Raw genomic sequence first — 12396 nt, 5'->3', positions numbered from 1 at the left:
CGCCTCAATCGCCGGCGGGGCTGGAAGTGCGCTGCGCGCACTCCGACCCCGGCCGGCAAATTCCAGCCTCGCCGGCGTTTGAGGCGCGGGGGTCTGGGGGCGGAGCCCCCAGGAGGGGTCCGGGGCGGAGCCCCGGGGAACGGTGGAAGGGTGGGTAGGGGACCGGCCCGCGCAGCGGCGCCGCCGCCCGCGGCCGGGCCCGCTCCGCGCAGCGGGAAGCGGCCGGCGGCCGGCCCCGACCGGACCCCGCGCCGCGGCCGGCGGGCAGGGTCTCGGTGGGCGGGACGGGACGATGCCCGGCCGTGACGTTGGTCATTCCGGCGGCGCGGTTTTCCCCCGCGATAAGGGCATATGACGGCGGCCCTCCCCCGGCGGCCATTCCGCTCGCCCGCACCCTCCCGCTAGGGTCACCCGCATGAGCGCACCTTCGGGGGGAGGCAAGGAACCGGAGACGATGCCCCTACCCGTACCGCGGCAGCGGGACACCCCGGCCGCGGACAGCGGCCCCGCACCACAGGCGTCCCTGACGCTGCTCGTGGTGGAGGACGACCCCGCGGGCGGCCTCACCGTCCCCGAGATCCTCGACGCCGACGGCCACCGGATCCGGATCCGCAGCGCCCGCAACCTCACCGAGGCCGCGCGGCTGCTCACCCCGGACGTGCACTGCGTACTGCTCGACCTGGCCCTGCCCGGCTGCCCCGACGAGGACGGCCTCGGCGCCCTGCGCGAGGTGCTCCGCATCGCCCCGCGCCACGCCGTGCTCGTCCTGACCGGCGAGGCCGACGCCGACCGCGCCGCCGAGGCCGTACGCGTGGGCGCCCAGGACTTCCTCTACCGCGACGAGCTCGACGGCCGGCTGCTGAGCCGCGCCATCCGCTACGCCGTGGAGAGAAAACGGGCGGACATCGCCCAGTACAAGCTCGCAGAATCGAAACTTCGCGCCCAGGAGAACGCCCGCCTGGAACGCGGCCTGCTCCCCACCCCGCTCCTGGACGGCTCCGACCTCCGCTTCGCCGCCCGCTACCGCCCCGGCCGCAGCCGGGCCCTGCTCGGCGGCGACTTCTACGACACCGTCCGCACCCCCGACGGCACCGTCCACGCCATGATCGGCGACGTCTGCGGCCACGGGCCCGACGAGGCGGCCCTCGGGGTCGAGCTGCGCATCGCCTGGCGCGCCCTGACGCTGGCCGGGCTGTGCGGGGACGACCTGCTCGCCACCCTCCAGGAGGTCCTGGAGGTGGAGCGGCCCTGCGAGGAGATCTTCGCGACGCTGTGCACGGTCGACATCTCCCCGGACGGCCGGCGCGCGGGCCTGTGCCTGGCCGGGCATCCGGCCCCGCTGGTATCGAGGCCGGGCAAGCCCGCGCGGCTGCTCCCGTACGAGAACAGCGGCCCGGCGCTCGGGCTGCTCCCCCGGGCCCGCTGGCCCCGCCGCCAGGTCGACCTGGGCGGCACCTGGAGCCTGATGCTCTACACCGACGGGCTGATCGAGGGCCGGATCGGCGACGGCCGCGAGCGCCTCGGGCAGGACGGCATGGTCGAGATGATCAACCGGCACATCGAGCGCGGCCTGAGCGGCGAGGCGCTGCTGGAGGCGTCCGTCACCGAGGCCCGCCGCCTCAACGGGGGCGAGCTCACCGACGACGTCGCCGTGGTCCTGCTCTCCCGCGCGGCGGGATAGGGACCGGGGACGGCGACCAGGGCTCAGCGGCCGCCGTTGTACGGCCCGTAGGGGCCGTCGCTGCTGCTGCCGCCGCGGCGCGGGCCGCCGCCCGAGACCTGCTTGAGCGCGGGGCGCACGTCGACGAAGAAGACGATGCTCGCGACCAGGCCCGCGATCTGCAGGAACAGCATCCCGAGGAAGAAGTCCACAAGGACGGTGATCCCGAGGATGACCAGCCAGAAGGTCTTCGTCTGCTTCTCGGCGGCCCGGTACGCGTCCTCGCGCGCCAGCAGCGCCAGCACGAAGGCCGCGACGGCGAGCGCCAGCATGGCGTAGCCCAGCAACGGGAGCACCCCGTTATCGAACCCCTGCATCAGCATCGTCTCGACCGCCTTCTCGCATCCGGCACTACTGGCACTACTGGCACTACTGGCACTACTGGCTCCACTGCTCCACGCTACCGCCGGAGCCGCCTTCCCAAACGACAACGAACCGGGCACCCGCCGGGTGCCCGGCCCGGAATGGGGTCGTTCAGGCCTCTTCGCCGGTCTCGGCAGCGGCCTTCTTGGCCGCGGTGCGGCGCGCGGCGGGCTTCTTCGCGGCGGGCTTCTCCTCGCCGGCGGGCTCCGCCGACGCCTCGGCCGGGGCGGGCTCCGGCGAGGGCTCCGGCTCCACGGCCCCGGCGATGTCCACGATCTCCTCGGCGACCTCGCCGCGCCAGGCCCGTACGGTCTGCTCGCCGTGCTCGGCGACCTTGTCGTAGGTCTCCTTGGCCCGGACGGCGTACTCGGCGGCCACGCCGACGCCGCGCAGCGCGAGGTCCTGGGCGGTCTCGCCGAGCTTCTTCGGGTCGATCGAGCCGAGGACCCCGGTGACCTTGGCGGTGACGGCCTCCTGCACGGCCTTCGGGTCGGTGTTCTTCACGGCCTCGATGCGCGCGGGGGCCTCGGCGCGCAGCTGCTCGATGAGCGCGGGCACCTTCTTGGCCTGCTGGACGGCGAGGTCGGCCGTGCCGGCGGCGAAGTAGAGGGGGGTGGGGTCGGTGAGGGTCTTCTTCAGGTCATCGGCGATGGCCATGTGCGGGTCCTCCCGGATCCAGTCAGTTCGTAGGGGGCATCGCGGCGTCGTCACCGGCGCTGCCGGCACTGCCGGGCGCGTCCTCGCCGGGAGCCTCGTCGGCCTCCAGCGCGTTCTCCTTGCGGAACGCGTCGTAGATCTGGAGCAGCACCTGCTTCTGCCGCTCGTTGATCGACGGGTCGGAGAGGATGACGGCCCGCGTCTCCACCTCGTCCCGGTCCCGCTCGTCGAGGATCCCGGCCTGCACGTACAGCGTCTCGGCGGAGATCCGCAGCGCCTTGGCCAGCTGCTGGAGGATGTCCGCGCTCGGCTTGCGCAGCCCGCGCTCGATCTGGCTCAGGTACGGATTCGACACCCCCGCCGCGTCGGCCAGCTGCCGCAGCGAGAGCTGGGCCTGCCGCCGCTGCTCGCGGAGGTATTCGCCGAGGTTTCCGACGTTGAGCGATGCCATGCCCCGATCCTGCCGCACCCTGCTAACTATTGCAAGCGCTTGCTAGCAATAGCTCCCACCCCAAGGGCGCACCGGCGGTGCTAGCTTGCGGGCGTGGACCTCTTCTCGCTGTCGTGGGCGGCGCTGCGCGCGGCGGTCGCCGGGCTGGCCGACGAGGACTTCGGGCAGCCGTCCGGCTGCCGGGGGTGGCTCGTGCGGGACCTGGTGTGCCACCTGGTCATCGACGCCCAGGACGTGCTGATCACCCTCGCCACGCCCTCCGACGCGGAGCCCACCCGGGACGCGGCCGGCTACTGGGAGACCGGCGGCGCCCCCGACGGGCAGGACCCGCTCGACGCGCTGACCGTGCGGCTGGCCGCCGCGTACGGGGAGCCCCGGCTGCTCAAGTTCCACCTCGACGACGTCGGCTCCGCCGCCGGCCGCGCCAGCGCCCTCGCGGACCCCTCGGCCCGCGTCGGCACCCGCGACCAGGTGCTCACCGCCGGCGACTACCTGTCCGCGTACGTCCTGGAGTGGACGCTGCACCACCTCGACCTGGCCGCACACCTCCCGCACGCGCCGCGGCCCCCCGCCGAAGCCCTCGCCGGGGCCCGGGCGCTGCTGGAGCGGATCGCCGGGGCGGCGTTCCCGGCACGCTTCTCCGACGAGGACGCCCTGCTGGTCGGCACCGGCCGGCGCGCCCCGACCGCGGCCGAGGCGGCCGCGCTCTCGGAGCCCGGCGGACTGGGCGCGCGCGTACCGCTCCTCCTCGCCTGAAACACCCCCCGCCCCCGCCTCCGGGTACCCACAAAAAGGTGGGTACTTGGCGGGCCGCCACCGCCCGGCGAAGCTTGATCCAGCGGCCGGGAGAAAGGGATCGGGAAGGGATCGGGAAGGGAAGGGAAAGGGATCAGGAAGCCGCGCGGCGGGACTCCGCCATGCGGTCCAGCCGCCGGTGGCCCCAGTCGGACAGCGGCGCCACCGCCTCCGCGAGTGCCCGGCCGAAGTCGGTCAGGGAGTACTCGGTCTTCAACGGCAGTACGTCGTGCACCTCCCGGTGCACGATCTCGTCGGCCTCCATCTCGCGGAGCGCCTGAGTCAGCACCTTCTCGCTGAGGCCCGGTATCCGGCGCCGCAGCTCACCCGGGCGCTGGGGACCGTCCTCCAGCATCCAGAGCAGGGACGTCTTCCACTTCCCGTCGATCACCGCCATCGCGGCGGTGACCCCGCAGACGTTCGGATCCTGTGCGCGGCTCCGCGTCATCGCCCCGTCCCCCTCCTGCCGGCTCGTTCACCTACCACCCATGTTTCCACGGGAGTTGAGTTCTTCATGTCCACGTCCACCCAGCAGCCCGCCGTCACCGTGCTCGGCCTCGGCCCGATGGGCCGGGCCCTGGCCGGCGCCTTCCTCGACGCCGGAGTGCGCACCACCGTCTGGAACCGCACCCCCGGCCGCGACCAGGACCTCCTCGCACGGGGTGCCGTCGCCGCCGCCTCGGCGCAGGAGGCGGTCGCCGCGAGCCCGCTCACGGTGGTCTGCGTGGTCAACTACGACGCCGCCGACGCGGTCCTGCGGCCCGATGCCGTCGCCACCGCCCTGGGGGGCCGCACTGTCGTCAACCTGACCGCCGACACCCCCGCCCGGGCCCGCGACACCGGCGCCTGGGCCGCCGCCCACGGCATCCGCTACCTCGACGGCGCGATCATGACCCCGACCCCCACCATCGGCACCCCGGACGCGGTGTTCATCCACAGCGGCCCCGAGGACCTCTACCGCGAACACCAGCCCCTCCTCGACGTCCTCGGCGGCACCCACACCCACCTCGGGGAGGACATCGGCCGCGCGGCCGCGTACGACATCGCCCTGCTGGACATCTTCTGGACCTCGATGGCCGGCTACGCCCACGCCCTGGCGGTGGCGAAGGCCGAGGGCGTCAGCGCCGGGGAACTGACCCCGTTCGCCCAGGGGATCGCCGCGATCCTGCCGCCGCTCTTCGAGGAGTTCGCCGCCGACGTGGACAGCGGCAGCTACTCCGGCCGGCTCAACCCGCTGACCTCCGGAGCCTCGTCTATGGCCCACATCATCCACGCCTCCGAGGCGCACGGCATCGAGGCCGCCCTGATGCGCGCGACCGAGGGCCTGGCCCAGCGGGCCATCGCCCACGGCCACGGCGGCGACGGCTTCATCCGCGTCGCCGAACTCCTCGGCAGGACGGCCGTCCCCGCCGGGGCCTGACACCCCCGGACGGCCCACCGGACGGCCCGCCGGAAAAAATTTCCGGCGGGCCGTCACATCCGTGCGGCGCGGCGGGTCAGAGGGATGTCGCAGCAAACGAGACCGCCCCGAAGGAGCCCCCGATGTCCACCACCGCCACCGTCTTCACCATCATCGCCGCCGTCCTCGCCATCTACTCGGCCGTCTCGCTCTACACCCGCTCGAAGTACACCGTCGAGCCCCTCGTCCAGTACGGCGTCCCCGAGAAGACGTGGAACCTGCTCGCCACCGCCAAGCTCGCCGGCGGCCTCGGCCTCCTCGCCGGGTTCGCCGTCCCCGCCATCGGGATCGCCGCCGGCACCGGCCTGGTCCTGTACTTCATCGGCGCCGTCATCACCACCCTGCGGGCCCGGGACTACGCCCACGTCGTCTTCCCGGTGATCTACTCCGCGCCGATGGCCGTCGCCCTCGCCCTGACCGTCTGACGGCCGGGGCGGGGCGGCGGCCCCGCCGCCTCAGCCCTCCAGCGCCGACAGGTCGAGCTCCTTGAGCCGCGCCAGGTCGGACAGCACGTCGATCGCCACGATCTTCCCCCCGACGACCGTGAAGGCCATGACGGCCACCGCGTTCGCCTTCGGTACGACGACCACCCCGGCCGCGCCGTTGATGAGCGCGGGCCGCACGAACGGCGTGAGCGCACGGTAGCTCGCCGCCTGGCTCGCCACCTCCCGCGCCCCGGTGAAGACCACCGTCTGCCGGCCGCCCACACCCCCGTCGGAACGCAGCACCACGTCCGGGTCGAGCACCGCGACCAGCGCCTCGAACTCCCCGTCCCGCGCCGCGGCGAAGAACGCGTCCACCGCCTCCCGCTGACGGGCCAGGTCCGCGTCGGGCGCCGGGGCCTGCCCCTGCACCTTGCGGCGCGCCCGGCTGGCGAGCTGCCTCGTCGCCGCCGCGGACTTCTCGATCAGCGGCGCGATCTCGTCGAACGGCACCGCGAACATGTCGTGCAGGACGAACGCCAGCCGCTCCGCCGGAGCCAGCGACTCCATCACCACCATCAGCGCCAGCCCCACCGAGTCGGCGAGCAGCACCTCCTGCTCGGGGTCGATGCGCCGCATCGGGCTGACGAGCGGGTCCGGGACCCGCGTCTCCAGCCGCTCGACCGGGTCCTCGCGCCGCGCCTCGCGCGAGCGCAGCAGGTTGAGGCAGATCCGCGAGACCACCGTCGTCAGCCAGCCCCCGAGGTTCTCGACCGCGCTCACGTCCGTGCGGTTCAGCCGCAGCCAGGTCTCCTGGACGGCGTCGTCGGCCTCGCTGAGCGAACCGAGCATCCGGTAGGACACCGCCCGCAGATGGCTGCGGTGCTCCTCGAACACCGCCGTCAGCGCGGACCCGCCCCCGCCGCCGTCGCCCGCGCCCGCGGCCTCGTCCACATCAACGTCCACGACGTCGTCCACTTCCGCCCCTCCCCTTGCTTCCTCAGGCAGCCGGAGCCGGCGCCCGTCCGATGACCACCGTCGCGTACAGCTCCTCCGAGGTGACCGCCCGCACCACGAGACCTCCCCCGGTCAGCGCGGACGCCGTCAGCGGCGCCTGCCTGGCACTGGTCTCGATCAGCAGGTGACCGCCCGGCGCGAGCCACTCCAGCGCCCCCGCCGCGACCCGGCGGTGCACGTCCAGGCCGTCCGCACCCCCGTCGAGGGACACCAGCGGCTCGTGGTCGCGGGCCTCGGGCGGCATCAGCCCGATCTCCCCCGTCGGCACGTACGGGGCGTTGACCACCAGCACGTCCACCCGCCCCCGCAGCTCCCCGGGGAGCGCCGCGTACAGGTCGCCCTCCCACACCGCACCGCCGTACGGGGCCACGTTGCGCCGCGCGTACACCAGCGCCGCCGGGTCGATGTCGGCCGCGTGCAGCCCGACCCCGCCCGGGACCTGGGCCGCCACCGCCGCGCCGAGCGCGCCGACCCCGCAGCACAGGTCCAGCACCACCGCACCGGGGCGGGCCAGTTCCACCGCCTCCTGGACCAGGAACTCCGTACGCCTGCGCGGTACGAACGCTCCCGCGCCCACCTCCACGCGCAGTCCGCAGAACTCCGCCCAGCCGACGACGTGCTCCAGCGGTTCGCCGTCCACCCGGCGGGCGACCATGCCCGCCAGGTGCGCGTCGTCGGTGGCGGCCGCGACCAGCAGGTCGGCCTCCTCCTCCGCGAAGACGCAGCCGGCCGCGCGCAGCCGTTCCACAATCGATGTCACGTAGCTCAATCCTCTTGGTTCTGCCGGTGCCGACGATAGGCCGTCGGCGGCGCCCGGACCCGGCCGGACGGCCGGGTCCGTCATGTCACCGCCCGTGCGGGCCTCAGAAGACGTCCGGGCACCACGGCCGGCGCGCGGTGCGGAACACCGCGTCGGCCAGCGCGACGGCCCCCGGTTCCAGCTCGGCGACCCGGCCCAGCGCCGCCAGCCGCACCGCCGACGCGTCCCCCAGGTACAGGGAGCCCAGCGCGGAAACGTCCAGCCGCACCCCGGCGGGCTCCTCGGTACGCGTGCACGTGCCGGCGCCCGCGTCCAGCCGGTAGCGGCCGCCCGCCGGGCCCGTGGGGTCGTCGACCTCCAGCACCAGCACCCCGGGCACCTCGTACGTCCGCGCCCCCAGCGCCCGTACGACGTCCAGCACGCGCACCCACAGGAAGTCGGCAGCCGACACCGGCCCGGCCGCCCGCGCGTCGGGCAGCAGCTCCGGCAGCAGGTCGTCGGGGGCACGGTTGCCGGTGCGGACCTTCAGCACCCAGTCGATGGAGCACAGGAAGTGCCACAGCGCCCGCTCCGCCTGCGGGGTCGCCGCGAGGAAGTCGACGACCTGGACCGTGTTCAGCGGGGTCTTCGCGTCCGTCCAGTGGTCGTCGGCCTGGTAGACGGCCAGCCCCGCCGGCTCACCGGCCGCGTCCCGGTACACGGCCTGCATCTTCTCCCGGTACGGGCGGTGCGACATCTGCTCCAGGCCCGTCTTCAGGCTCCACCAGCGCGCGTCCCGGTCGACCATGCCGTGCCGGGAGGCCCGCAGCCGCTCGTGCAGCGCGGGCCCCACGCGCCGCACCTCGGCGACGTCGACCAGGTCGATCCGGCCGCCGTCGACCGGCGCCGGACGGCTGCGGTCCAGGCCGGTGCGGGCGACGTCGACCTCCCACTCGGCGTGCACGGTCGCGGCGCCGTAGCCGTAGCGCCCGTAGATCGGGTACTCGGCGGCGATCAGGGTCGACAGGACGTCACCGCGCGCGTGCGCGGCGGCCAGTTCGACCTCCATCATCCGCGTCAGCAGGCCCTGGCGGCGGTGGGTGGGCAGCACGGCCACGTTGGAGACCGCACTGCTCCCGACGGCGGCGCCGCCGGGGACGGTCAGTTCCTGGGCGAAGGAGCGGAAGGTGGCCACGCACCGGCCGGTCTCCTTGTCGAAGGCCCCTTGTACGCGCGCGAGATCGGAGTGCGCGGCGCGCTGGGCCACGTCGGATTCCGTCGGGGTGCCCGGAGTCAGGAAGCCCGAGTTCAGCGTGGTGAGCCAGGCGGGCAGTTCGGATGCGGCGATCGGCCGCACGTCAGCACTCATAACCGGCCACGCTAACCGCCGCGCCCCGCACCGGTCGCCCCAATTTCCGCGGCCCCACGACCGGCCCCACGACCGGCCCCACGGCCGGCCCCGCAGCCGGCCCCGCGGCCGCCCCGGCAGCCGCCCCGCCCTACGCCAGCAGGTCGTCCACCTGCGCCTCGCCCTCGCGGTAGCGGCGCGTGATCTCCGCGCTGGAGTCGTCGGCCATCCGCTGGAGCTGCTGCCGGCGCCGCGACACCTGCTGCTCGTAGCGGACCAGCCTGCCCATCGCGTCGTGCAGCTCCCCGTCGGTGCGCGCCTCCAGGTCGGACAGCTCCACGTCGGCCAGCATCTCCGCCGCCAGCAGCCGGAACTCCTCGTTGTGCGGGGTGCCGAGGGTGACGTGCCGGGCGGAGGCGCTGCGGGTCGACGGTGCGTCGGCGAGGATCTCCGAGAGCCGGTCCACCACCGGCGCCTCGGTGGCCGTCCGGCGGGCCAGTTCGGCGCGCAGGATGTCGATGCGGCCCTGCAGGAGTCTGCGTACGTAGCTCAGGTCGGCCTCGTCGCGCTGCGCGTCGCGCCGCAGCGCGCGCAGCTCGGGCAGGCCGAGGGCGGTGGCGGGGGTGGTCGGCCCCAGCGGCTCGCCGGTGCGCTGCGCGGGAGGCCGCCCCGTGGTGCCCGCGGGGGTGTCCGGAGCGGGTGACGCGGGTGCAGGTGCGGAGGTACCAGAAGTGTTCATGACGTTGTGTCCGTCCCCTCGACCGGTGCTGGGGGCACCGCCTGCGTGCATGGTGCCACTCTCCGTGGTGCGTACGCAGTCCCCGTCCACCCGATCGGCCCCGGACGGGTGCACTCCTGGTACACAGGTGGTATGCGAGCAGTGGTGCAGAGGGTGGACGGCGCGAGCGTCGTCGTGGCGGGCGAGACGGTCGGCGAGATCGTCGGCGATGGGCTGTGCGTGCTGGTGGGGGTGACCCACGACGACACCCCGGAGAAGGCGGCGGTACTGGCCCGCAAGCTGTGGTCGGTGCGGATCCTGGAGGCGGAGAAGTCCTGCAGCGACGTGGACGCGCCGCTGCTGGTGATCTCGCAGTTCACGCTGTACGGGGACGCCCGCAAGGGCCGCCGCCCCACCTGGAACGCGGCAGCGCCCGGGCCGGTGGCCGAGCCGCTGGTCGACGAGGTCGTGGCGCAGCTGCGGGCGCTGGGCGCGACGGTGGCGACGGGCCGGTTCGGCGCGGACATGCGGGTCTCGCTGACGAACCACGGCCCGTTCACCATCGTCATCGACGTGTGATCGGCGTGTAGCGGCCGTCAGGGCGCTACGACGACCTCCTGTGCGGCGGCCGTGTTCCCGGCCAGCAGCGGGGCGTCCACCGGGACGTTCCGCTTGACCAGGGCCAGGGCGATCGGGCCGAGCTCGTGGTGGCGGACGGCGGTGGTGACGAAGCCGAGCTGCCGGCCGTCCTCCCCGTCCGCGGCGAGCCGTACGGGCGTCCCGTGCGCCGGGAGCAGCACCTCGGAGCCGTCCAGGTGCAGGAAGACCAGGCGGCGCGGGGGCTTCCCCAGGTTGTGGACGCGGGCCACCGTCTCCTGGCCCCGGTAGCAGCCCTTCTGCAGGTGCACGGCGGTGCCGATCCAGCCCAGCTCGTGCGGGATGGTGCGGTGGTCGGTCTCGGCGCCGACGCGCGGGCGGTGGGCCTCGACGCGCAGGGCCTCGTAGGCGAGGAGCCCGGCGGCGGGGCCGTGGGCGGCGGCGAAGGCCTCCAGCTGCGGGCGGGGCAGGAAGACGTCCCGGCCGTGCGCGGTCTCGCGTACGACGTGCTCCTTGCCGGGCTCGGCGATGGAGCCGGCCGGGAGGTGGACGACGGCGAAGTCGGCGGTGCGGTCGGCGACTTCGACGCGGTAGAAGAACTTCATCGACTCCAGGTAGCCGAGGAGGGCCTCCTGCGTGCCGGGCTCGACGTGCGCCCAGACGGTCTCGCCGTCGTCGACGAGGTAGAGGGCGTGCTCGATGTGCCCGTTGGCGGAGAGGATCAGCGCCTCGGTGGCCTGTCCGGCGGGGAGGTCGCTGACGTGCTGGGTGAGCAGCAGGTGCAGCCAGCTCAGCCGGTCCGCTCCGGTGACGGTGACGACCCCGCGGTGGGAGAGGTCGACGAAGCCGCGGCCGTCGGCGAGGGCGCGCTGTTCGCCGTAGAGCTCTCCGTAGTGGGCGGCGACGCCCTCGTCACGGCCTTCGGCCGCTACGGCGCCGGGAAGATGGAGCAAGGGGCTGCTGGTCATGCCACCAGCCTACGACGGCGCTAGGAAGTGGCTTCCTGGCGCTTGGCCGCCGCGCACTCCTTGCAGAGCCCGAAGATCGCGAAGTGCTTCATGTCGGTCTCGAAGCCGAAGGTGGCGCGGAGCTTCGCCGTGAACTCGTCGGCGATGTCCACGTCGGCCTCGATGACGCCGGTGCACTCGCGGCAGACGAGGTGGATGTGGTGGTGCCGGTCGGCGAGGTGGTAGGTGGGGGCTCCGTGCCCGAGGTGGGCGTGGGAGACCAGGCCGAGCTCCTCCAGGAGCTCCAGGGTCCGGTAGACGGTGGAGATGTTCACCCCGGAGGCCGTCTTGCGGACCTCCACGAGGATCTCGTCGGGGCTGGCGTGCTCCAGGGCGTCGACCGCTTCGAGCACGAGCTGGCGCTGCGGTGTCAGCCGGTAGCCGCGCTGCCGCAGATCGCTCTTCCAGTCGGTGGTCACCACCCGGCCAGTGTAAGCGCGGAAAGGGGACCGCGGTCAGCCCGCGGTCCCCTTCCCGGTGCCCGTATCCGTACGGGGGAGGCTCAGCGGAAGAAGGCGATGCCGTCTTCCGGGAGCTCCGGGAGGTTGCGCGCCATGTCGGCGATCTCCTCCGGGGTGACGACCTTCTTGAGCTGGGCCGACATGTACGGGCGCAGCTCGACGTCGGGGGTGGCCTTCTCGCCGACCCACATCAGGTCGCTCTTCACGTAGCCGTAGAGGCGCTTGCCGCCGCTGTACGGGCCGGACGCGGCCGTCCGGGCGACGGCGTCGGTGACCAGGTCGATCTGGGGCTTCTTGTCGGCGAGCTCGCCGTACCAGACCTCGACGACGCCCTGGTCGCGGACCATGACGATCTCGACCTTGCGGTCCTTGTCGATGCGCCAGTAGCCCGACTCGGACTCCAGCGGGCGCACCTTGTTGCCCTCGGCGTCGAGCACCCAGGAGTGGGAGGTGTACTCCAGGAAGTCCCGGCCGTCGTGGCTGAAGACGACTTCCTGGCCGAAGTTGCACTTCTCCTCGCCGGGGAAGTCGAACACGCCGGCGCCTTCCCAGGTGCCGAGGAGGAAGGCGAGGGGGACGAGGCCCGGGTTCAGGTCGGACGGGATCTGGATCATGGTTGGCTGCTCAGGCGATCTGTGGGAG

General features: G+C 73.6%; 16 protein-coding genes. 5 read left to right on the top strand and 11 right to left on the bottom strand.

Annotation, left to right across the window (positions count from 1 at the left end):
• Window positions 1-454 precede the first annotated feature (454 nt).
• Window positions 455-1681 (top strand): PP2C family protein-serine/threonine phosphatase, encoded by a 1227-nt coding sequence (locus AC07A6_RS37905; protein ID WP_386273357.1) that lies wholly within the window; start codon window positions 455-457, stop codon window positions 1679-1681.
• 23 nt (window positions 1682-1704) lie between these two features.
• Here the strand turns inward: AC07A6_RS37905 and AC07A6_RS37900 are convergent, their stop codons facing one another.
• From AC07A6_RS37900 to AC07A6_RS37890, 3 genes are all read right to left on the bottom strand, one after another.
• A complete protein-coding gene (locus AC07A6_RS37900; RefSeq protein ID WP_007265496.1) occupies window positions 1705-2043 on the bottom strand; it encodes a DUF2516 family protein in 339 nt (112 codons plus the stop codon).
• A gap of 151 nt (window positions 2044-2194) precedes the next feature.
• Window positions 2195-2740 (bottom strand): hypothetical protein, encoded by a 546-nt coding sequence (locus tag AC07A6_RS37895; protein ID WP_478780160.1) that lies wholly within the window; start codon window positions 2738-2740, stop codon window positions 2195-2197.
• Window positions 2741-2762: 22 nt separating this feature from the next.
• Window positions 2763-3191, bottom strand: coding sequence for a helix-turn-helix domain-containing protein (locus AC07A6_RS37890; RefSeq protein WP_478780159.1), 429 nt, complete (start codon window positions 3189-3191; stop codon window positions 2763-2765).
• A gap of 93 nt (window positions 3192-3284) precedes the next feature.
• Between AC07A6_RS37890 and AC07A6_RS37885 the strand changes: the two genes are divergently transcribed.
• Window positions 3285-3947: a maleylpyruvate isomerase N-terminal domain-containing protein gene (locus AC07A6_RS37885; protein ID WP_478780158.1), complete on the top strand. Its 663-nt coding sequence runs from the start codon at window positions 3285-3287 to the stop codon at window positions 3945-3947.
• Window positions 3948-4080: 133 nt separating this feature from the next.
• Here AC07A6_RS37885 and AC07A6_RS37880 read toward each other — a convergent pair whose 3' ends face one another.
• Window positions 4081-4434: a winged helix-turn-helix transcriptional regulator gene (locus AC07A6_RS37880; RefSeq protein ID WP_362457774.1), complete on the bottom strand. Its 354-nt coding sequence runs from the start codon at window positions 4432-4434 to the stop codon at window positions 4081-4083.
• Between the two features lie 66 nt (window positions 4435-4500).
• On the opposite strand from AC07A6_RS37880, the gene AC07A6_RS37875 reads away from it, so the two are divergent.
• Window positions 4501-5406, top strand: a complete 906-nt coding sequence (locus AC07A6_RS37875) for an NAD(P)-dependent oxidoreductase (RefSeq protein ID WP_478780157.1) — start codon at window positions 4501-4503, stop codon at window positions 5404-5406.
• A gap of 122 nt (window positions 5407-5528) precedes the next feature.
• Window positions 5529-5870 carry a DoxX family protein gene (locus AC07A6_RS37870; protein WP_362457780.1) on the top strand — a complete coding sequence of 114 codons (342 nt, stop codon included), beginning with the start codon at window positions 5529-5531 and terminating at the stop codon, window positions 5868-5870.
• A 30-nt stretch (window positions 5871-5900) separates the two neighbouring features.
• Here the strand turns inward: AC07A6_RS37870 and AC07A6_RS37865 are convergent, their stop codons facing one another.
• The 4 genes from AC07A6_RS37865 to AC07A6_RS37850 all read right to left on the bottom strand — a co-directional run bounded on the left by AC07A6_RS37865 (window position 5901) and on the right by AC07A6_RS37850 (window position 9710).
• The gene (locus tag AC07A6_RS37865) at window positions 5901-6821 is read right to left on the bottom strand and encodes a sigma-70 family RNA polymerase sigma factor (RefSeq protein ID WP_478780162.1); all 921 of its coding nucleotides are present in this window, start codon (window positions 6819-6821) and stop codon (window positions 5901-5903) included.
• Between the two features lie 46 nt (window positions 6822-6867).
• Window positions 6868-7653, bottom strand: coding sequence for a putative protein N(5)-glutamine methyltransferase (locus tag AC07A6_RS37860; protein ID WP_478780156.1), 786 nt, complete (start codon window positions 7651-7653; stop codon window positions 6868-6870).
• Between the two features lie 94 nt (window positions 7654-7747).
• Window positions 7748-8992 (bottom strand): GNAT family N-acetyltransferase, encoded by a 1245-nt coding sequence (locus AC07A6_RS37855; RefSeq protein WP_478780155.1) that lies wholly within the window; start codon window positions 8990-8992, stop codon window positions 7748-7750.
• 130 nt (window positions 8993-9122) lie between these two features.
• The gene (locus AC07A6_RS37850) at window positions 9123-9710 is read right to left on the bottom strand and encodes an RsiG family protein (RefSeq protein ID WP_362457789.1); all 588 of its coding nucleotides are present in this window, start codon (window positions 9708-9710) and stop codon (window positions 9123-9125) included.
• Window positions 9711-9842: 132 nt separating this feature from the next.
• Here AC07A6_RS37850 and dtd point away from each other — a divergent pair, with 132 nt between their 5' ends.
• Window positions 9843-10268 (top strand): D-aminoacyl-tRNA deacylase, encoded by a 426-nt coding sequence (gene dtd / locus AC07A6_RS37845; protein WP_478780154.1) that lies wholly within the window; start codon window positions 9843-9845, stop codon window positions 10266-10268.
• A gap of 17 nt (window positions 10269-10285) precedes the next feature.
• Here the strand turns inward: dtd and ygfZ are convergent, their stop codons facing one another.
• From ygfZ to AC07A6_RS37830, 3 genes are all read right to left on the bottom strand, one after another.
• Window positions 10286-11254: a CAF17-like 4Fe-4S cluster assembly/insertion protein YgfZ gene (gene ygfZ / locus AC07A6_RS37840; protein WP_007265484.1), complete on the bottom strand. Its 969-nt coding sequence runs from the start codon at window positions 11252-11254 to the stop codon at window positions 10286-10288.
• A gap of 20 nt (window positions 11255-11274) precedes the next feature.
• Complete coding sequence (locus AC07A6_RS37835) at window positions 11275-11715, bottom strand: Fur family transcriptional regulator (RefSeq protein ID WP_362457797.1); 441 nt, start codon at window positions 11713-11715, stop codon at window positions 11275-11277.
• A gap of 80 nt (window positions 11716-11795) precedes the next feature.
• Window positions 11796-12368, bottom strand: coding sequence for a heme-binding beta-barrel domain-containing protein (locus AC07A6_RS37830; protein ID WP_362457800.1), 573 nt, complete (start codon window positions 12366-12368; stop codon window positions 11796-11798).
• Window positions 12369-12396: the final 28 nt, after the last annotated feature.

Source organism: Streptomyces sp. NPDC044002 (genome assembly GCF_056434525.1).
Note: the sequence above shows the minus strand (reverse complement) of the source record. Positions and strands in the feature narration are given on the sequence as shown.